The 19,357-nt window shown below is 51.5% G+C and carries 19 protein-coding genes and 1 pseudogene; 15 read left to right on the forward strand and 5 right to left on the reverse strand.

From position 1 onward, the window contains the following. Positions 1–59: 59 nt before the first annotated feature. On the reverse strand, positions 60–1,247 hold the full coding sequence (gene metC, locus RTW80_RS05630; RefSeq protein ID WP_000763931.1) for a cystathionine beta-lyase: 1,188 nt from the start codon (positions 1,245–1,247) through the stop codon (positions 60–62). A gap of 251 nt (positions 1,248–1,498) precedes the next feature. On the opposite strand from metC, the gene exbB reads away from it, so the two are divergent. Next, positions 1,499–2,233: a tol-pal system-associated acyl-CoA thioesterase gene (exbB, locus tag RTW80_RS05635; RefSeq protein WP_000527844.1), complete on the forward strand. Its 735-nt coding sequence runs from the start codon at positions 1,499–1,501 to the stop codon at positions 2,231–2,233. A gap of 6 nt (positions 2,234–2,239) precedes the next feature. After that, the gene (gene exbD, locus RTW80_RS05640; protein WP_001240712.1) at positions 2,240–2,665 is read left to right on the forward strand and encodes a TonB system transport protein ExbD; all 426 of its coding nucleotides are present in this window, start codon (positions 2,240–2,242) and stop codon (positions 2,663–2,665) included. A 271-nt stretch (positions 2,666–2,936) separates the two neighbouring features. On the opposite strand, the gene yghA is transcribed toward exbD, so the two are convergent. After that, positions 2,937–3,821, reverse strand: a complete 885-nt coding sequence (gene yghA, locus RTW80_RS05645; RefSeq protein WP_000018760.1) for an NADP(+)-dependent aldehyde reductase — start codon at positions 3,819–3,821, stop codon at positions 2,937–2,939. Between the two features lie 190 nt (positions 3,822–4,011). Between yghA and RTW80_RS05650 the strand changes: the two genes are divergently transcribed. Further along, complete coding sequence (locus RTW80_RS05650) at positions 4,012–4,506, forward strand: TIGR00645 family protein (protein WP_000439331.1); 495 nt, start codon at positions 4,012–4,014, stop codon at positions 4,504–4,506. A 39-nt stretch (positions 4,507–4,545) separates the two neighbouring features. On the opposite strand, the gene gpr is transcribed toward RTW80_RS05650, so the two are convergent. After that, the gene (gpr, locus tag RTW80_RS05655; RefSeq protein ID WP_000262172.1) at positions 4,546–5,586 is read right to left on the reverse strand and encodes an L-glyceraldehyde 3-phosphate reductase; all 1,041 of its coding nucleotides are present in this window, start codon (positions 5,584–5,586) and stop codon (positions 4,546–4,548) included. A gap of 156 nt (positions 5,587–5,742) precedes the next feature. Between gpr and yghX the strand changes: the two are divergent. From yghX to hybG, 10 genes and pseudogenes are all read left to right on the forward strand, one after another. After that, positions 5,743–6,628 (forward strand): annotated as a pseudogene (yghX, locus tag RTW80_RS05660) (YghX family hydrolase). 118 nt (positions 6,629–6,746) lie between these two features. After that, the gene (yghW, locus tag RTW80_RS05665; protein WP_001059136.1) at positions 6,747–7,034 is read left to right on the forward strand and encodes a DUF2623 family protein YghW; all 288 of its coding nucleotides are present in this window, start codon (positions 6,747–6,749) and stop codon (positions 7,032–7,034) included. A 188-nt stretch (positions 7,035–7,222) separates the two neighbouring features. Continuing rightward, the gene (gene hybO / locus RTW80_RS05670) at positions 7,223–8,341 is read left to right on the forward strand and encodes a hydrogenase 2 small subunit (RefSeq protein WP_000145410.1); all 1,119 of its coding nucleotides are present in this window, start codon (positions 7,223–7,225) and stop codon (positions 8,339–8,341) included. 2 nt (positions 8,342–8,343) lie between these two features. Beyond that, a complete protein-coding gene (gene hybA, locus RTW80_RS05675) occupies positions 8,344–9,330 on the forward strand; it encodes a hydrogenase 2 operon protein HybA (protein WP_001081870.1) in 987 nt (328 codons plus the stop codon). Next, the gene (gene hybB / locus RTW80_RS05680) at positions 9,320–10,498 is read left to right on the forward strand and encodes a Ni/Fe-hydrogenase cytochrome b subunit (RefSeq protein ID WP_000017703.1); all 1,179 of its coding nucleotides are present in this window, start codon (positions 9,320–9,322) and stop codon (positions 10,496–10,498) included. The genes hybA and hybB overlap by 11 nt, the downstream gene beginning before the upstream one ends. Further along, the gene (gene hybC / locus RTW80_RS05685) at positions 10,495–12,198 is read left to right on the forward strand and encodes a hydrogenase 2 large subunit (protein ID WP_000083065.1); all 1,704 of its coding nucleotides are present in this window, start codon (positions 10,495–10,497) and stop codon (positions 12,196–12,198) included. Before hybB ends, hybC begins: the two co-directional genes overlap by 4 nt. Next, positions 12,198–12,692: a HyaD/HybD family hydrogenase maturation endopeptidase gene (locus tag RTW80_RS05690; protein WP_001221939.1), complete on the forward strand. Its 495-nt coding sequence runs from the start codon at positions 12,198–12,200 to the stop codon at positions 12,690–12,692. The genes hybC and RTW80_RS05690 overlap by 1 nt, the downstream gene beginning before the upstream one ends. Continuing rightward, the gene (hybE, locus tag RTW80_RS05695; protein WP_000134014.1) at positions 12,685–13,173 is read left to right on the forward strand and encodes a hydrogenase-2 assembly chaperone; all 489 of its coding nucleotides are present in this window, start codon (positions 12,685–12,687) and stop codon (positions 13,171–13,173) included. Before RTW80_RS05690 ends, hybE begins: the two co-directional genes overlap by 8 nt. Then, the gene (gene hypA / locus RTW80_RS05700; RefSeq protein WP_000544953.1) at positions 13,166–13,507 is read left to right on the forward strand and encodes a hydrogenase maturation nickel metallochaperone HypA; all 342 of its coding nucleotides are present in this window, start codon (positions 13,166–13,168) and stop codon (positions 13,505–13,507) included. Before hybE ends, hypA begins: the two co-directional genes overlap by 8 nt. 12 nt (positions 13,508–13,519) lie before the next feature. Next, a complete protein-coding gene (gene hybG, locus RTW80_RS05705) occupies positions 13,520–13,768 on the forward strand; it encodes a hydrogenase maturation factor HybG (protein ID WP_000334893.1) in 249 nt (82 codons plus the stop codon). Positions 13,769–13,890: 122 nt separating this feature from the next. Here the strand turns inward: hybG and yghU are convergent, their stop codons facing one another. Further along, a complete protein-coding gene (gene yghU / locus RTW80_RS05715; protein ID WP_001295515.1) occupies positions 13,891–14,757 on the reverse strand; it encodes a glutathione-dependent disulfide-bond oxidoreductase in 867 nt (288 codons plus the stop codon). A gap of 204 nt (positions 14,758–14,961) precedes the next feature. Here yghU and gss point away from each other — a divergent pair, with 204 nt between their 5' ends. Then, the gene (gene gss / locus RTW80_RS05720; protein WP_001300624.1) at positions 14,962–16,821 is read left to right on the forward strand and encodes a bifunctional glutathionylspermidine amidase/synthase; all 1,860 of its coding nucleotides are present in this window, start codon (positions 14,962–14,964) and stop codon (positions 16,819–16,821) included. A 291-nt stretch (positions 16,822–17,112) separates the two neighbouring features. Next, positions 17,113–18,612: an inorganic phosphate transporter PitB gene (gene pitB / locus RTW80_RS05725; RefSeq protein ID WP_000933299.1), complete on the forward strand. Its 1,500-nt coding sequence runs from the start codon at positions 17,113–17,115 to the stop codon at positions 18,610–18,612. 48 nt (positions 18,613–18,660) lie between these two features. On the opposite strand, the gene RTW80_RS05730 is transcribed toward pitB, so the two are convergent. Beyond that, positions 18,661–19,353 carry a dTMP kinase gene (locus tag RTW80_RS05730; protein ID WP_001190782.1) on the reverse strand — a complete coding sequence of 231 codons (693 nt, stop codon included), beginning with the start codon at positions 19,351–19,353 and terminating at the stop codon, positions 18,661–18,663. Between the last annotated feature and the right edge of the window lie 4 nt (positions 19,354–19,357).

A 19,357-nucleotide genomic window follows, 5' to 3' on the forward strand; every position in this document is an offset into this window, starting at 1 on the left:
GCAACAATTTAAGACTTTTCACAATTAAATGTCTGCAAAATTGTCCAAAAGTGGCAATGTTATACAATTCGCGCAAAACCGGCGTCCAGATCGGCAATCAGATCGTCGACATCTTCCAGACCAATATGCAGGCGAATCAAGGTCCCGCTAAAATCGATCTCGCCTTGTGGGCGAATGGCGGCGATATGTTCTGGTTGATTCGCCAGGATCAACGATTCATACCCGCCCCACGAGTAGGCCATGCTGAATAAACTGAAGTTATCCAGATAGTTCGCCAGCTCTTCATTACTGAGTTTTTTCTTAAGCACAAAGGAAAATAGCCCGCTGCTACCTGTAAAGTCTCGTTTCCAGAATTCGTGTCCTTTACTGCCAGGCAGAGCAGGGTGGTTAACTCGCGCTACTTGCGGATGTTCTGCCAGCCATTCAGCCACTTTCAGACTGCTTTCATGATGTTGACGCAAACGCACACCTAATGTGCGCAGGCCACGGCTGGTTATATAGGCGGTATCGGCATCGACCATCTGGCCCATCAGATAGGCGTTTTCCCGTAGCTGCTCCCAGCAACGGGCATTGCACACGGCAGTGCCAATCATCGCATCTGAATGCCCAACCAGATATTTGGTGGCGGCTTGAATAGAAACATCGATGCCAAAATCCAGCGCCTTAAACAGCACACCGGCTGCCCAGGTGTTGTCGATCATAATGATGGCATCCGGCACCACACTGCGTACGGCGGCAACAATCGCCGGAACGTCGTGGACTTCCATGGTGATGGAGCCTGGCGATTCCAGAAACACGATTTTAGTGTTTGGCTGCAGATGCTTAACGATATCGGCACCAATCAGCGGATCAAACCACGATGTCGTTACGCCCAGTTTGCTGAGGATTTTGCTACAGAAATCCTGACTCGGTTCATAGGCGGTGTTGGTCATCAACACATGATCGCCCTGTTCGACAAAAGCAAGAATGGAATTAGCAACCGCTGCCGCCCCGCAGGGAAATAGCGCGCAGCCTGCGCCACCTTCCAGTTCACACATCGCTTGTTGTAAGGAGAAATGGGTTAACGTTCCGCGCCGTCCATAGAACAACTCGCCATTGGCGCGATTGCGCGTCGCGTGCTTTTTGGCTTCCACACTGTCAAAGACCAGCGAAGAAGCGCGCTGAATCACGCTATTTACCGCGCCGAGAGTGTATTTTTTGCTGCGTCCTGCATTCACCAGTTGAGTATCAAGCTTTTTGTCCGCCATGTCGGGATTCCTGTTTTTATACGTCTGGATGTCTAAACTAGCATGAATATTCGCGGGCGCATCCTGAAGAATTGGCATAAAGCAGAAAATTTTCGCAAATGGCGTGCTGGTGACTTTTTTACTGCGTAAACGCAAGGAAAAGAAAGCAAAGGTACGGCAGTATGCAAATAGTAATGAGAACGACTATCAATTCGACGTCATTTTGATATTATTATGCGCAGATTTTGTGACTTGCGTCCTGGAGATACACAGTGGGTAATAATTTGATGCAGACGGACCTTTCCGTCTGGGGTATGTATCAGCACGCCGATATTGTCGTTAAGTGCGTGATGATTGGGCTTATTTTGGCCTCCGTAGTCACTTGGGCAATCTTCTTCAGTAAGAGCGTAGAATTCTTCAATCAGAAGCGTCGCCTTAAGCGCGAGCAGCAACTGCTGGCTGAAGCGCGTTCCTTAAACCAGGCCAACGATATCGCCGCTGATTTTGGTAGCAAAAGCTTAAGCCTGCATTTGCTCAATGAAGCGCAGAATGAGCTGGAACTGTCAGAAGGCAGCGACGATAACGAAGGTATTAAAGAACGTACCAGCTTCCGTCTGGAGCGTCGGGTCGCCGCAGTGGGTCGTCAAATGGGCCGCGGTAACGGCTATCTGGCAACCATCGGCGCGATTTCTCCGTTCGTTGGTCTGTTTGGTACGGTCTGGGGCATCATGAACAGCTTTATTGGTATCGCGCAAACGCAGACCACTAACCTGGCAGTCGTTGCGCCGGGTATCGCAGAAGCTCTGTTAGCAACGGCAATCGGCCTCGTGGCAGCGATTCCTGCGGTCGTTATCTATAACGTATTTGCACGCCAGATTGGCGGCTTTAAAGCGATGCTGGGTGATGTTGCAGCGCAGGTATTGTTGCTGCAAAGCCGTGACCTGGATCTGGAAGCCAGCGCCGCTGCGCATCCGGTTCGTGTCGCACAAAAATTACGCGCAGGATAATATCCGATGGCAATGCATCTTAACGAAAACCTCGACGATAACGGCGAAATGCATGATATCAACGTGACGCCGTTTATCGACGTGATGTTGGTTCTGCTGATTATCTTTATGGTGGCGGCACCGTTAGCGACGGTAGATGTGAAGGTGAACTTGCCTGCTTCTACCAGCACGCCGCAGCCGCGCCCGGAAAAACCGGTTTATCTGTCGGTGAAGGCAGACAACTCGATGTTTATCGGTAACGATCCGGTCACCGATGAAACAATGATTACGGCGTTGAATGCGTTAACCGAAGGCAAGAAAGACACCACCATCTTCTTCCGAGCGGACAAAACCGTCGATTACGAGACGTTGATGAAGGTAATGGATACGCTGCATCAGGCGGGTTACCTGAAGATAGGTCTGGTCGGCGAAGAAACCGCCAAAGCGAAGTAAAGTAGAATTGCCTGATGCGCTACGCTCATCAGGCCTACAAAATCTATTGCAACATGTTGAATCTTCGTGCGTTTGTAGGCCGGATAAGGCGTTCACGACGCATCCGGCATTAGGTGCTCAATGCCTGATGCGCTACGCTTATCAGGCCTACAAAATCTATTGCAACATGTTGAATCTTCATGCGTTTGTAGGCGGATAAGGCGTTTTCGCCACATCAGGTAAGAGTGAATTCACAATGATGCCCGGTTGCTTTTCACAACCGGGCATTTTTTTAACCTAAATGCTCGCCGCCGCACACGCCGTGCACTTCTGCGGTGACGTAGCTCGACTCCTGACTTGCCAGATAAACATATACAGGGGCCAGTTCCGCCGGTTGCCCCGCACGTTTCATCGGCGTTTGCTGACCAAACTGCGGGATCTTATCCTGCGTTTGTCCGCCGGAAATTTGCAGTGCTGTCCAGATCGGGCCTGGCGCGACAATATTCACCCGAATACCTTTCTCCGCGACCTGTTTTGCCAAGCCACGGCTGTAGTTCAGAATCGCCGCCTTCGTAGCCGCATAGTCCAGTAAATGCGGACTTGGCTGGTATGCCTGGATTGACGAAGTGGTGATGATACTTGCACCTTTCGGTAGCAGGGGGATCGCTTCCTGGGTTAGCCAGAACAGCGCGAAAACGTTAATGGCAAAGGTCTTTTGAAACTGTTCGCTGGTGAGGTCTGCAATATCCGGAATGGCAACCTGTTTCCCGGCGACCAGCGCCATAATATCCAGCCCGCCTAACGCCTTGTGCGCTTCGTGAACCAGCGAACGGGCAAATTTCTCATCGCTTAAATCGCCTGGCAGCAGAACGGCTTTGCGTCCGCATTCTTCAATGATCTTTTTCACATCCTGAGCGTCTTCTTCTTCCACGGGAAGATAACTGATCGCCACGTCAGCCCCTTCACGCGCGTAAGCGATGGCGGCAGCGCGACCTATTCCGGAATCGCCCCCTGTCACCAGTGCTTTACGATCTTTCAGGCGACCGCTACCAACATAGGTTTTCTCGCCGCAATCCGGTACCGGTGTCATCTTCGCCTGGATGCCTGGCGTCGGTTGTTTCTGTTTGGGATATTCACCAGTGTAATACTGCGTGGTCGGGTCTTTTAAATGAGACATCGTTTTTCTCCCTTCAGGTTCAACGTCCTTTAAGGGTAGACGTTCTCGATGCGTTGATAAGGGAACCAGGAAGATCCCTAAACCTCAGAATTATGCGACAAAGGTTTAACGTATATGTTGATTTGCTGTTGCGTGCTGTTTACTCAATTGCGATATACTGTTGCCCGTTTTAACTACACGACAGGAATGTATGGAACGTTTTCTTGAAAATGCAATGTATGCTTCTCGCTGGCTGCTTGCCCCCGTGTACTTTGGCCTTTCGCTGGCGTTAGTTGCCCTGGCGCTGAAGTTCTTCCAGGAGATTATTCACGTACTGCCGAATATCTTCTCGATGGCGGAATCAGATTTGATCCTCGTGTTGCTGTCGCTGGTGGATATGACGTTGGTTGGCGGTTTGCTGGTGATGGTGATGTTTTCCGGTTATGAGAATTTCGTCTCACAGCTGGATATCTCCGAGAACAAAGAGAAGCTGAACTGGCTGGGGAAAATGGACGCAACGTCGCTGAAAAACAAAGTAGCAGCGTCGATTGTGGCAATTTCTTCCATTCACTTACTGCGCGTCTTTATGGATGCGAAAAATGTCCCGGATAACAAACTGATGTGGTACGTCATTATCCATCTGACGTTTGTGCTTTCTGCATTTGTGATGGGCTATCTTGACCGACTGACTCGTCATAATCACTGATCTGATTCGGGCGCGGTTCGCGCGCCCGTTATTAACAGGTCATTTATCGGAAGACGCCTGCCACAGATTCAGCTCGCCATCGGCGATATGCTGATCAATCTGCGCCAGCTCCTTGGTGCTAAATGTCAGATTATTCAGCGCCTGCACGTTCTCCTCTAGTTGCTCCGCGCGGCTGGCACCAATCAATACCGACGTCACGCGATCATCTTTCAGCAACCAGCTTAACGCCATTTGCGCCATTGATTGTCCACGCTGCTGTGCCATTTCATTCAATAAGCGCAGGCTGTTGAGGTTGGCTTCGGTAAGCATTTTCGGTGTCAGACCACGAACTTTATTCCCTTCACGATGCATCCGTGAATCTTGCGGAATGCCGTTGAGATATTTTCCGGTCAGCAATCCCTGAGCCAGAGGAGTAAAGGCAATACAGCCCACGCCGTTATTTTGCAGGGTATCCAGCAGGCCGCTTTTATCCACCCAGCGGTTCAGTAAATTGTACGAAGGTTGATGAATTAACAGCGGAATTTTCCACTCGCGCAGCAACTCGACCATTTTTTGCGTCCGCTCTGGCGAGTAAGAGGAGATCCCGACATACAGCGCCTTACCGCTTTGTACCGCATGAGCCAGCGCAGAGGCGGTTTCTTCCATCGGCGTATTTTCATCGACGCGATGAGAGTAAAAGATATCGACATACTCAAGCCCCATACGCTTCAGGCTTTGGTCGAGGCTGGCGAGCAGGTATTTACGTGAACCGCCAGAGCCGTAAGGGCCGGGCCACATATCGTAGCCAGCCTTGGTAGAGATAATCAGTTCATCGCGATAAGCGGCAAAATCCTCCCGCAGCAGGCGACCAAAGTTCTCTTCTGCGCTTCCTGGAGGCGGCCCGTAATTGTTGGCTAAATCAAAGTGCGTAATGCCCAAATCAAACGCTTTACGCAGGATCGCACGCTGTGATTCCAGCGCGTTAACGTGACCGAAATTGTGCCATAAACCGAGCGATAACGCGGGCAGGCGTAAACCACTTTTTCCGCAATAGCGGTATTGCATCTGCCCGTAACGTTCGGGATTCGCTAACCAGACCATGACCTCTCCTTTCCACCGTTCAATTTCGAAACAATGTTTCTAGTTTAGCGATTCGCCAGCGCGTATCCCGTAGTCTGGCTCACAGAGTGACGAAAAACTGGGCAAAAACACGTGCTTATGCTTTGCTTAAAAAAACACCAACTGAGGAGTGCAACGATGCCGCGTTTAACCGCCAAAGATTTCCCACAAGAGTTGCTGGATTACTATGACTATTACGCTCACGGGAAAATCTCGAAACGTGAGTTCCTCAACCTTGCGGCGAAGTGCGGTAGGCGGGATGACGGCATTAGCGTTGTTTGATTTGCTCAAGCCAAATTATGCGCTGGCGACTCAGGTAGAGTTTACCGACCCGGAAATTGTTGCTGAGTACATCACGTATCCTTCGCCAAATGGTCACGGCGAGGTGCGGGGTTATCTGGTGAAGCCCGCAAAGATGAGCGGCAAAACGCCAGCCGTAGTGGTGGTGCATGAGAATCGTGGACTGAATCCGTATATCGAAGATGTGGCACGGCGAGTGGCGAAGGCGGGGTATATCGCCCTGGCACCTGACGGCTTAAGTTCCGTTGGAGGTTATCCGGGAAATGATGATAAAGGTCGTGAGCTGCAACAGCAGGTTGATCCAACCAAACTGATGAATGATTTCTTTGCCGCAATTGAGTTTATGCAACGCTATCCGCAAGCGACAGGCAAAGTGGGTATTACCGGATTTTGCTATGGCGGTGGCGTATCGAACGCGGCGGCTGTCGCGTATCCGGAACTGGCCTGCGCGGTGCCGTTTTATGGTCGTCAGGCACCCACTGCCGATGTGGCGAAGATTGAAGCGCCTTTACTACTCCACTTCGCGGAACTGGACACCCGAATCAACGAGGGCTGGCCTGCTTACGAGGCGGCGTTGAAAGCCAATAATAAGGTTTATGAGGCGTATATCTATCCGGGGGTTAATCACGGATTCCATAATGATTCCACGCCCCGTTATGACAAATCTGCCGCCGATCTTGCCTGGCAAAGGACACTGAAATGGTTCGATAAATATCTCTCCTGATAGGTTTATCTCTTACGGGATTACGTCTTAAACAAGCATGAAAAAATAGCGTGCGCAAAAGTCGTTCTTTGCCTAAAATATCGCTATATATGACAATATATAGCGAATGAGGTGAACGATGAATAACCATTTTGGTAAAGGCTTAATGGCGGGATTAAAAGCAACGCATGCCGACAGTGCGGTTAATGTGACAAAATTCTGTGCCGATTATAAACGCGGTTTTGTATTAGGCTACTCACACCGGATGTACGAAAAGACCGGAGATCGCCAGCTTAGCGCCTGGGAAGCGGGTATTCTGACGCGCCGCTATGGACTGGATAAAGAGATGGTAATGGATTTCTTTCGTGAGAATAATTCCTGTTCTACGTTGCGCTTTTTTATGGCCGGTTATCGCCTCGAAAATTGATCAAACATACGTATTATCTTGCTTTAATTAATTACACTAATGCTTCTTCCCTTCGTTTTAGCGCCCCGCCGCAGTATCATGATATCGATAACCATAATAAATGTGTGGTAAATGGCGCATCGATCGCATTATTGATTTTGCGATTGAGGCAAAATATATGCCAGGTCTTCGCAACGGAATAACTATAAATGACTGGAGATAACACCCTCATCCATTCTCACGGCATTAACCGTCGTGATTTCATGAAGCTTTGTGCAGCATTAGCCGCCACCATGGGGTTAAGTAGCAAAGCCGCTGCAGAGATGGCCGAATCGGTTACTAACCCGCAGCGTCCGCCAGTTATCTGGATTGGCGCGCAGGAGTGCACCGGTTGTACGGAATCTCTGCTTCGTGCAACGCATCCAACGGTAGAAAACCTCGTACTGGAGACTATCTCTCTGGAGTATCACGAAGTGCTTTCCGCCGCCTTCGGTCATCAGGTCGAAGAGAACAAACATAACGCTCTCGAGAAGTACAAAGGGCAGTATGTGTTAGTGGTGGATGGTTCCATCCCATTAAAAGATAACGGTATTTATTGCATGGTTGCCGGTGAGCCGATTGTGGATCACATCCGCAAAGCGGCGGAAGGCGCAGCAGCCATTATCGCTATCGGTTCCTGCTCTGCGTGGGGCGGTGTTGCCGCAGCTGGAGTTAACCCAACTGGCGCAGTCAGCCTGCAAGAAGTTCTGCCAGGCAAAACCGTTATCAATATTCCGGGCTGCCCGCCGAACCCGCACAACTTCCTCGCGACCGTTGCGCACATCATCACTTACGGCAAACCGCCGAAACTGGATGACAAAAACCGTCCGACCTTCGCCTATGGCCGTCTGATTCACGAACACTGCGAACGTCGCCCGCACTTCGATGCTGGTCGTTTTGCCAAAGAGTTCGGTGATGAAGGCCACCGCGAAGGCTGGTGCCTGTACCACCTCGGCTGTAAAGGGCCAGAAACTTACGGCAACTGCTCAACGCTGCAATTCTGCGATGTTGGCGGTGTGTGGCCGGTGGCGATTGGTCACCCGTGCTATGGCTGTAACGAAGAAGGTATCGGCTTCCATAAAGGCATCCATCAGCTTGCCAACGTCGAAAATCAAACTCCGCGTTCACAGAAACCGGATGTTAACGCTAAAGAGGGCGGCAACGTCTCTGCAGGCGCTATTGGTTTGCTCGGCGGTGTGGTTGGGTTGGTTGCCGGTGTCAGCGTGATGGCGGTGCGTGAACTGGGTCGTCAGCAAAAGAAAGATAACGCTGACTCACGGGGAGAATAACCGTGAACAGACGTAATTTTATTAAAGCAGCCTCCTGCGGGGCATTGCTGACGGGCGCGCTGCCGTCTGTCAGTCATGCGGCTGCTGAAAACCGCCCGCCAATTCCGGGATCGCTGGGGATGTTGTACGACTCGACCTTGTGCGTAGGCTGCCAGGCTTGCGTCACCAAGTGTCAGGATATCAATTTCCCTGAACGTAACCCGCAAGGGGAACAGACCTGGTCGAACAACGACAAACTGTCGCCGTATACCAATAACATCATTCAGGTGTGGACCAGCGGCACAGGGGTCAACAAAGACCAGGAGGAGAACGGCTACGCGTACATTAAGAAACAGTGTATGCACTGCGTCGATCCGAACTGTGTCTCTGTGTGCCCGGTCTCTGCACTGAAAAAAGATCCGAAAACCGGCATTGTCCATTACGACAAAGACGTGTGCACCGGCTGCCGTTACTGCATGGTCGCCTGTCCGTACAACGTGCCGAAGTACGACTACAACAACCCGTTTGGTGCGCTGCATAAGTGCGAGCTGTGCAACCAGAAAGGTGTGGAACGTCTCGATAAAGGCGGTCTACCTGGCTGCGTAGAAGTGTGCCCGGCGGGCGCGGTGATTTTCGGTACGCGTGAAGAGCTGATGGCGGAGGCGAAAAAACGTCTGGCGCTGAAGCCTGGCAGCGAATACCACTATCCGCGTCAGACGCTGAAATCTGGCGACACTTACCTGCATACGGTGCCGAAATATTATCCGCATCTGTACGGCGAGAAAGAGGGCGGCGGTACTCAGGTTCTGGTACTGACGGGTGTGCCTTATGAAAATCTCGACCTGCCGAAACTGGACGATCTTTCTACCGGTGCGCGTTCCGAAAATATTCAACACACCCTGTATAAAGGCATGATGCTACCACTGGCTGTGCTGGCGGGCTTAACCGTGCTGGTTCGTCGCAACACCAAAAACGACCATCACGACGGAGGAGACGATCATGAGTCATGATCCACAACCGCTGGGCGGCAAAATCATCAGTAAACCGGTCATGATTTTTGGACCGTTAATCGTCATCTGTATGCTCCTGATTGTGAAGCGTCTGGTGTTCGGTCTGGGCTCTGTCTCTGACCTGAACGGCGGCTTCCCGTGGGGCGTGTGGATTGCGTTTGACCTGCTGATTGGCACCGGCTTTGCCTGTGGCGGCTGGGCGCTGGCGTGGGCGGTATACGTCTTTAACCGTGGGCAATACCATCCGCTGGTGCGTCCGGCGCTGTTGGCGAGTCTGTTTGGTTACTCACTGGGTGGCTTGTCGATCACTATCGACGTGGGTCGCTACTGGAACCTGCCGTACTTCTACATTCCGGGTCACTTCAACGTGAACTCGGTACTGTTCGAGACGGCGGTCTGTATGACCATCTATATCGGCGTGATGGCACTGGAGTTTGCTCCGGCACTGTTTGAACGTCTGGGGTGGAAGGTGTCGCTACAGCGACTAAACAAGGTGATGTTCTTCATCATCGCGCTCGGTGCGCTGCTGCCGACCATGCACCAGTCTTCAATGGGGTCGCTGATGATCTCGGCGGGCTACAAGGTGCATCCGTTGTGGCAGAGCTATGAAATGTTGCCGCTGTTCTCGCTGCTGACGGCGTTCATCATGGGCTTCTCGATTGTCATCTTTGAAGGTTCGCTGGTGCAGGCGGGTCTGCGTGGCAACGGTCCGGATGAAAAGAGTCTGTTTGTTAAGCTGACCAACACCATCAGTGTGTTGCTGGCGATTTTCATCGTGCTGCGCTTTGGCGAGCTTATCTATCGCGACAAGCTGTCGTTAGCGTTTGCCGGTGACTTCTACTCCGTGATGTTCTGGATTGAAGTCCTGCTGATGCTCTTCCCGCTGGTCGTTCTGCGTGTGGCGAAGCTGCGTAATGATTCCCGCATGCTGTTCCTGTCAGCACTGAGCGCACTGTTAGGTTGTGCAACCTGGCGTCTGACCTATTCGCTGGTGGCATTCAACCCGGGCGGCGGTTACGCCTACTTCCCGACCTGGGAAGAACTGTTGATTTCTATTGGTTTTGTGGCTATTGAGATTTGCGCTTACATCGTACTCATTCGTCTACTGCCGATACTTCCTCCTTTAAAACAAAACGATCATAATCGTCATGAGGCGAGCAAAGCATGAGCCAGAGAATTACTATTGATCCGGTAACCCGTATTGAGGGGCATTTACGCATCGATTGCGAAATCGAAAATGGCGTCGTTTCGAAAGCATGGGCTTCCGGTACCATGTGGCGCGGCATGGAAGAGATCGTGAAAAACCGCGATCCGCGCGATGCATGGATGATTGTGCAACGTATCTGTGGCGTATGTACTACCACTCACGCGCTGTCTTCCGTTCGTGCGGCAGAAAGTGCGCTGAATATCGACGTTCCGGTTAACGCGCAATACATCCGTAACATCATTCTGGCTGCGCACACCACGCATGACCATATTGTTCATTTCTATCAGCTTTCGGCGCTGGACTGGGTGGACATCACTTCTGCACTGCAAGCTGACCCAACCAAAGCCTCCGAAATGCTGAAAGGCGTTTCGACCTGGCACCTGAACAGTCCGGAAGAGTTCACCAAAGTTCAGAACAAGATCAAAGATCTGGTTGCCAGCGGTCAGTTGGGTATTTTCGCTAATGGCTACTGGGGTCATCCGGCGATGAAACTGCCGCCGGAAGTGAACCTGATTGCGGTAGCGCACTACCTGCAAGCGTTGGAGTGCCAGCGTGACGCTAACCGCGTCGTGGCGCTGCTGGGCGGTAAAACGCCGCACATTCAGAACCTGGCGGTAGGTGGTGTCGCGAACCCGATCAACCTCGACGGTTTGGGCGTGCTGAACCTTGAGCGCCTGATGTACATCAAGTCTTTCATCGACAAACTGAGCGACTTTGTTGAGCAGGTTTATAAGGTTGATACCGCAGTTATTGCCGCGTTCTACCCGGAATGGCTGACACGCGGTAAAGGTGCGGTGAACTACCTGAGCGTGCCGGAATTCCCGACCGACAGTAAAAACGGCAGCTTCCTGTTCCCGGGCGGCTACATTGAGAATGCGGATCTGTCCTCGTATCGTCCGATCACTTCTCATTCCGATGAATACCTGATCAAAGGCATTCAGGAAAGCGCGAAGCACTCCTGGTATAAAGACGAAGCGCCGCAGGCACCGTGGGAAGGCACCACCATTCCGGCTTATGATGGTTGGTCTGACGACGGGAAATATTCCTGGGTGAAATCACCGACTTTCTACGGCAAAACGGTAGAAGTGGGGCCACTGGCTAATATGCTGGTGAAACTGGCGGCAGGTCGCGAATCTACCCAGAACAAACTGAATGAAATCGTTGCGATTTATCAGAAACTGACTGGCAACACGCTGGAAGTGGCACAGCTGCACTCCACGCTGGGCCGTATTATTGGTCGTACCGTTCACTGCTGTGAATTGCAGGATATCCTGCAAAACCAATACAGTGCACTGATCACCAATATCGGCAAAGGCGATCACACCACCTTTGTGAAGCCGAACATTCCGGCAACGGGTGAATTCAAAGGTGTTGGCTTCCTCGAAGCGCCGCGCGGTATGCTCTCTCACTGGATGGTTATTAAAGACGGTATCATCAGCAACTACCAGGCGGTTGTTCCATCAACCTGGAACTCTGGTCCGCGTAACTTCAATGATGACGTCGGTCCTTACGAGCAGTCGCTGGTGGGTACACCGGTTGCCGATCCGAATAAACCGCTGGAAGTGGTGCGTACCATTCACTCCTTTGACCCGTGCATGGCCTGTGCGGTACACGTAGTGGATGCTGACGGCAACGAAGTGGTTTCAGTGAAGGTTCTGTAATGCGTATTTTAGTCTTAGGGGTCGGCAATATTTTGCTGACCGATGAAGCCATCGGTGTGCGGATTGTCGAAGCGTTAGAGCAACGATACATTCTGCCGGATTATGTTGAGATCCTCGATGGCGGCACGGCGGGAATGGAGCTGCTTGGCGACATGGCAAATCGCGATCATTTGATTATTGCGGATGCCATTGTCTCGAAAAAGAACGCGCCGGGAACGATGATGATCCTGCGGGATGAAGAAGTTCCGGCGTTGTTTACCAACAAAATCTCTCCGCATCAGCTTGGCCTGGCCGACGTCTTGTCGGCCCTGCGCTTCACCGGCGAGTTTCCGAAAAAGCTGACCCTGGTCGGCGTGATCCCGGAATCGCTGGAGCCACACATCGGCTTAACGCCGACGGTTGAAGCAATGATTGAACCTGCGCTTGAGCAGGTTCTGGCTGCGCTGCGTGAATCTGGCGTGGAAGCCATCCCACGGGAGGCGATTCATGACTGAAGAGATAGCAGGTTTCCAGACCTCCCCGAAGGCGCAAGTACAGGCAGCGTTTGAAGAAATTGCCCGGCGTTCGATGCACGATCTCTCTTTTCTGCATCCTTCAATGCCGGTGTATGTTTCTGATTTTACGCTGTTCGAAGGTCAGTGGACGGGGTGTGTGATCACCCCGTGGATGCTGAGTGCAGTTATCTTCCCCGGCCCGGATCAACTCTGGCCGCTGCGCAAAGTGAGTGAAAAAATTGGTCTGCAACTGCCGTATGGCACTATGACCTTTACCGTTGGCGAACTGGACGGTGTTTCGCAATATCTCTCCTGTTCGCTGATGTCGCCGCTTTCGCACAGCATGTCGATTGAAGAGGGCCAACGCCTGACGGATGACTGCGCACGAATGATCCTTTCGCTGCCAGTCACGAATCCGGATGTACCACACGCAGGGCGTCGCGCCCTGCTGTTTGGTCGCAGGAGTGGCGAAAATGCATGAGTTGTCTCTTTGCCAGAGCGCCGTTGAAATTATCCAACGGCAGGCGGAGCAGCACGATGTTAAGCGCGTCACCGCCGTGTGGCTGGAAATTGGCGCGCTCTCCTGCGTTGAGGAGAGCGCCGTCCGTTTTAGTTTTGAAATTGTCTGCCACGGAACGGTGGCGCAAGGGTGCGATTTACATATCGTCTATAAACCCGCCCAGGCTTGGTGCTGGGATTGCAGCCAGGTGGTGGAGATTCATCAGCACGATGCGCAGTGTCCGCTCTGTCACGGCGAGCGGTTGCGTGTCGATACCGGCGATTCGCTGATCGTCAAAAGTATTGAAGTTGAATAACCGGAGTTAATAATGTGTATTGGCGTTCCAGGCCAGGTGCTGGCTGTCGGTGAAGATATTCACCAGCTTGCGCAGGTTGAAGTATGTGGTATCAAGCGCGATGTGAATATCGCCCTGATTTGTGAAGGTAACCCTGCCGCTCTACTGGGCCAGTGGGTGCTGGTACACGTCGGATTTGCCATGAGCATCATCGACGAAGATGAAGCCAAAGCCACATTAGACGCACTGCGCCAAATGGATTACGACATTACCAGCGCGTGATGATTAGCTTTCGTAGGCCTGATAAGACGCGGCAGCGTCGCATCAGGCATTGTGCACGATTGCCGGATGCGGCGTGAACGCCTTATCCGGCCTGGATGGCTTGCTGCGACGAACACCAACCCTTACCCCTGACGCTTATCTTCCGTATTCGTCTCGAAATCACTGGCGTCATGGCGCTCATGCAACTGCTCATTCAGCGGTCCGTTGGTGCGGTTAACAATACGCCCACGTTTCACCGCCGGACGTTCGCCTACTTCTTTCGCCCAGCGTTGTACATGCTTATAACTGCCCGCATCAAGAAACTCAGCGGCATCATACACACCACCTAACACCACGTTGCCAAACCACGGCCAAATCGCCATATCCGCAATGGTGTACTCATCGCCCGCAACAAACTTATGCTGCGCCAGTTGCTTATCCAGCACGTCGAGCAGACGTTTGGCTTCCATGGTAAAGCGGTTGATGGCGTACTCAATCTTTACCGGTGCGTAATGGTAAAAGTGACCAAAACCACCGCCGAGGAACGGTGCCGCGCCCTGTAACCAGAACAGCCAGTTCATCGTTTCAGTACGCTTTGCCAAATCCTGCGGCAGGAAGTAGCCAAATTTCTCCGCCAGATAAAGCAGGATCGAACCAGATTCAAACACGCGGATCGGCGGATTATGCGTATGATCGCGCAGCGCCGGGATCTTCGAGTTTGGGTTCACTTCGACAAAGCCGCTGGAGAATTGATCGCCATCGCCAATACGAATCAGCCAGGCGTCGTACTCTGCACCAGTAACGCCCAGCGCCAGCAGCTCCTCAAGCATAATCGTTACTTTCTGACCGTTCGGCGTTCCCAGCGAATAAAGTTGCAATGGGTGTTTGCCAACGGGCAGCGTTTTTTCATGCGTCGGACCAGAAACCGGGCGATTGATATTGGCGAACGCGCCGCCAGCGGATTTATCCCACGTCCAGACTTTCGCGGGCTGATAAGTATTGTCTGTCATAGTGAGTTGCCTTCTGAGTGGTAGTGTTGAAGCAGTGTAGCAGGTCACTTGCTGTACAGAATGTGAATTTTTTAACCCTTTGCGCCAGCCGCTGCGATGAGGTGTATGATTAGTCTGACCTCTGTCCGGTTAATGTCGCTGAGCAGGTAATCAGAGCACAACAATTACGCCAACTGCTTAGGTTGTATTGTTAAAGGTAAAGTGATGAGCAAAGGAACGACCAGCCAGGATGCCCCGTTCGGGACATTATTGGGCTACGCCCCGGGTGGGGTAGCAATCTACTCTTCAGATTACAGTTCTCTCGATCCGCAGGAATACGAAGATGACGCCGTATTCCGTAGCTATATCGACGACGAATATATGGGCCACAAGTGGCAATGCGTTGAATTTGCTCGCCGTTTTCTCTTTCTGAATTACGGTGTGGTCTTTACTGACGTGGGTATGGCGTGGGAGATTTTCTCGCTGCGCTTCCTGCGAGAAGTGGTTAATGACAACATCCTGCCATTGCAGGCATTTCCTAACGGCTCGCCGCGTGCGCCGGTCGCGGGTGCGCTTCTTATCTGGGATAAAGGCGGTGAATTTAAAGACACTGGCCATGTCGCCATCATTACCCAATTGCATGGCAACAAAGTCCGTATTGCGGAACAGAACGTGATTCATTCCCCGTTGCCGCAAGGGCAACAGTGGACGCGTGAGCTGGAGATGGTGGTCGAAAACGGCTGCTATACCCTGAAAGACACTTTTGATGACACCACCATTCTGGGCTGGATGATCCAGACGGAAGATACTGAATACAGCTTACCGCAGCCGGAAATTGCAGGCGAGCTGCTGAAAATCAGCGGAGCGCGCCTGGAAAACAAAGGCCAGTTTGACGGTAAATGGCTGGATGAAAAAGATCCGCTGCAAAACGCCTATGTGCAGGCCAACGGTCAGGTGATCAATCAGGATCCTTATCATTACTACACCATTACCGAGAGTGCCGAGCAGGAGCTAATTAAAGCCACCAACGAGCTGCACCTGATGTATCTTCACGCAACCGACAAGGTGCTGAAAGATGACAACCTGCTGGCGCTGTTCGACATCCCGAAAATCCTCTGGCCACGTTTGCGTCTCTCCTGGCAGCGTCGCCGTCACCATATGATCACTGGTCGTATGGATTTCTGCATGGATGAGCGTGGCCTGAAGGTTTACGAGTACAACGCCGACTCCGCCTCCTGTCATACCGAAGCGGGCTTGATCCTCGAACGTTGGGCGGAGCAGGGCTATAAAGGCAACGGCTTCAATCCGGCGGAAGGGCTGATTAACGAATTGGCTGGTGCCTGGAAACACAGTCGTGCACGTCCGTTTGTCCATATCATGCAGGACAAAGATATCGAGGAAAACTATCACGCGCAGTTTATGGAGCAGGCGCTGCACCAGGCGGGCTTTGAAACGCGTATCTTGCGTGGATTGGATGAACTGGGCTGGGATGCTGCCGGGCAACTGATTGATGGGGAAGGGCGACTGGTTAACTGCGTGTGGAAAACCTGGGCGTGGGAAACCGCGTTTGATCAGATTCGTGAAGTTAGCGACCGTGAGTTTGCTGCGGTGCCAATCCGTACCGGTCATCCGCAAAACGAAGTGCGTCTTATCGACGTATTGCTGCGCCCGGAAGTGCTGGTCTTTGAGCCGCTGTGGACGGTGATCCCCGGCAACAAAGCGATTCTGCCGATCCTCTGGTCGCTGTTTCCGCACCATCGTTACCTGCTGGATACCGATTTCACTGTTAATGATGAACTGGTGAAAACAGGTTACGCAGTGAAACCGATCGCCGGTCGCTGTGGTAGCAATATCGACCTGGTCAGCCATCATGAAGAGGTGCTGGACAAAACCAGCGGTAAATTTGCCGAGCAGAAAAACATCTATCAGCAACTGTGGTGTTTGCCGAAAGTGGACGATAAATACATTCAGGTATGTACCTTCACCGTTGGCGGCAACTACGGTGGGACGTGTTTGCGCGGTGATGAATCACTGGTCATCAAAAAAGAGAGTGATATTGAACCGTTAATTGTGGTGAAAAAGTAATACATGTTGTAGCAACCCCGTACTGATTATGAAGAATAATTAGTACGGGGATTAATCAAAATATTCAATATTTATATATTCCAATATTTATTCATTTCATATGTGAATATATTAACCAGTGGAATACCTGTGCTTTGATTATTTCTAAAGGTTTTGAATGAATGCTTATTGTCTGATACACAAGAAATAACACTCTTTTTATCGTTAAAAAATGATATTTCACTTTGCCCATGCCGTTAAAGTCACTGATAATGCGTCCGTTCGTAAATTCAAAATGGCGTAATCTAATATATGCTAAATTTATTTGTTGGCCTTGATATATACACAGGGCTTTTGTTATTGCTTGCTCTGGCATTTGTGTTGTTCTACGAAGCAATCAATGGTTTTCATGACACGGCGAATGCGGTGGCAACCGTTATTTATACTCGTGCCATGCAACCACAACTTGCTGTGGTGATGGCGGCATTTTTTAACTTTTTTGGCGTGTTATTGGGCGGACTTAGCGTTGCCTATGCCATTGTCCATATGTTGCCAACCGATTTGTTGCTGAATATGGGGTCAACCCACGGCCTGGCGATGGTCTTTTCCATGCTGCTGGCGGCGATTATCTGGAACCTGGGAACGTGGTTCTTCGGTTTACCGGCCTCCAGTTCGCACACCTTGATTGGTGCGATTATCGGCATCGGTTTAACCAACGCGCTGTTAACCGGCTCATCGGTGATGGATGCGTTAAACCTGCGTGAAGTGACCAAAATTTTCTCCTCGCTGATTGTTTCCCCTATCGTCGGCCTGGTCATTGCGGGAGGCCTGATATTCCTGCTGCGACGCTACTGGAGCGGGACGAAAAAGCGTGACCGTATTCACCGCATTCCGGAAGATCGCAAAAAGAAAAAAGGCAAACGTAAACCGCCATTCTGGACGCGTATTGCGCTGATTGTTTCCGCTGCGGGCGTGGCGTTTTCGCACGGCGCGAACGACGGACAAAAAGGGATCGGCCTGGTAATGCTGGTACTGGTGGGGATTGCCCCTGCTGGCTTCGTCGTCAATATGAATGCGTCCGGCTATGAAATTACCCGTACCCGCGATGCCGTTACCAACTTCGAACACTACCTGCAACAGCATCCTGAACTGCCGCAGAAGTTGATTGCGATGGAACCTCCATTGCCTGCAGCATCGACTGATGGCACGCAAGTAACAGAGTTTCACTGTCATCCGGCAAATACCTTTGATGCTATTGCGCGCGTTAAAACGATGCTGCCAGGCAATATGGAAAGTTACGAGCCGTTAACCGTGAGTCAGCGCAGCCAGCTGCGCCGCATTATGCTGTGCATCTCTGATACCTCCGCGAAGCTGGCGAAACTGCCAGGCGTCAGTAAAGAAGACCAGAACCTGCTGAAAAAACTGCGCAGCGATATGTTAAGCACCATTGAGTACGCTCCGGTGTGGATCATCATGGCGGTAGCACTGGCGCTCGGCATTGGCACCATGATTGGCTGGCGTCGTGTAGCGATGACTATCGGTGAGAAGATTGGTAAGCGCGGCATGACGTATGCGCAAGGCATGGCGGCACAAATGACGGCGGCAGTGTCTATCGGCCTTGCCAGTTATATTGGGATGCCTGTCTCCACAACACACGTCCTCTCGTCTGCGGTAGCAGGGACGATGGTGGTGGACGGCGGTGGGTTACAGCGTAAAACGGTAACCAGCATCCTGATGGCGTGGGTGTTTACTTTACCGGCGGCAATTTTTCTTTCTGGTGGGCTGTACTGGATAGCATTGCAGTTGATTTAACCTTCCTGAAAATGCCCGGTCCTGGCGATCGGGCATTTCCATTTTTGACTAGTGATAACCACGCGCGGTCATAAAATCCGTAATCGCTTTTTCTACATCAACCAACACCTGTTCCAGTGGCTGATTGGCATCGATATCAACCAGTTGTGCACCACCAAAGGTTAACTGTGGCGTTATGGCAATCTTCCTCGCCAGCGATTCCCGTTTATGGTCGGGTTTACGTGCACAGGCAACTTCAAGGTCAACATTGAGTTTGATGACCAGATCAGGCTTATGGCTCGCCATCCAGTGAAACGCTTTACGTTCCTGGCTTGCTAGCCATGAGACAAAACGACCACCTTCAACGTTAGGTGGGAACACCGTACCATCGTAAGCGCCAGGAATTTGGTCCTGAGGATAACGGTCGGTTAGAACAATTAACCCGCGACGACGACAGGCTAGCATATGACGAAAGCGCAGTAAGCGACGGGCGACAAACGCTGTAATTACCAGCGCCGGAACTGGTCCAGGCAATTTTTTTGCTGTTTTCACCTGATTTCGTTCAATTGTTTTATGTAAGGATTTTCCCATCAACGGTAATTTTGTCACTGCACGACCGACATTTCCGGCCTGTTTTCCTAAATGAACTCTTTCGGCAGCACCATATTTTTCGACAACGGTAATAAGATGTTCACACACCGTTGACTTGCCTGAACCATCGCTACCAATAACGGCAATTAATGGAGGTGTTATTGACTGCATGAAT

Source organism: Escherichia sp. AM3 (genome assembly GCF_032029835.1).
In the GTDB taxonomy this organism is placed as follows: Bacteria; Pseudomonadota; Gammaproteobacteria; order Enterobacterales; family Enterobacteriaceae; genus Escherichia; species Escherichia coli.

Bases quoted from the DNA above. Each gene is read 5' to 3' on its own strand.
- metC (WP_000763931.1), bottom strand. From the start codon at position 1,247: ATGGCGGACAAAAAGCTTGATACTCAACTGGTGAATGCAGGACGCAGC.
- exbD (WP_001240712.1), top strand. From the start codon at position 2,240: ATGGCAATGCATCTTAACGAAAACCTCGACGATAACGGCGAAATGCAT.
- yghA (WP_000018760.1), bottom strand. From the start codon at position 3,821: ATGTCTCATTTAAAAGACCCGACCACGCAGTATTACACTGGTGAATAT.
- RTW80_RS05650 (WP_000439331.1), top strand. From the start codon at position 4,012: ATGGAACGTTTTCTTGAAAATGCAATGTATGCTTCTCGCTGGCTGCTT.
- gpr (WP_000262172.1), bottom strand. From the start codon at position 5,586: ATGGTCTGGTTAGCGAATCCCGAACGTTACGGGCAGATGCAATACCGC.
- yghW (WP_001059136.1), top strand. From the start codon at position 6,747: ATGAATAACCATTTTGGTAAAGGCTTAATGGCGGGATTAAAAGCAACG.
- hybO (WP_000145410.1), top strand. From the start codon at position 7,223: ATGACTGGAGATAACACCCTCATCCATTCTCACGGCATTAACCGTCGT.
- hybB (WP_000017703.1), top strand. From the start codon at position 9,320: ATGAGTCATGATCCACAACCGCTGGGCGGCAAAATCATCAGTAAACCG.
- hybC (WP_000083065.1), top strand. From the start codon at position 10,495: ATGAGCCAGAGAATTACTATTGATCCGGTAACCCGTATTGAGGGGCAT.
- RTW80_RS05690 (WP_001221939.1), top strand. From the start codon at position 12,198: ATGCGTATTTTAGTCTTAGGGGTCGGCAATATTTTGCTGACCGATGAA.
- hybE (WP_000134014.1), top strand. From the start codon at position 12,685: ATGACTGAAGAGATAGCAGGTTTCCAGACCTCCCCGAAGGCGCAAGTA.
- hypA (WP_000544953.1), top strand. From the start codon at position 13,166: ATGCATGAGTTGTCTCTTTGCCAGAGCGCCGTTGAAATTATCCAACGG.
- hybG (WP_000334893.1), top strand. From the start codon at position 13,520: ATGTGTATTGGCGTTCCAGGCCAGGTGCTGGCTGTCGGTGAAGATATT.
- yghU (WP_001295515.1), bottom strand. From the start codon at position 14,757: ATGACAGACAATACTTATCAGCCCGCGAAAGTCTGGACGTGGGATAAA.
- gss (WP_001300624.1), top strand. From the start codon at position 14,962: ATGAGCAAAGGAACGACCAGCCAGGATGCCCCGTTCGGGACATTATTG.
- pitB (WP_000933299.1), top strand. From the start codon at position 17,113: ATGCTAAATTTATTTGTTGGCCTTGATATATACACAGGGCTTTTGTTA.
- RTW80_RS05730 (WP_001190782.1), bottom strand. From the start codon at position 19,353: ATGCAGTCAATAACACCTCCATTAATTGCCGTTATTGGTAGCGATGGT.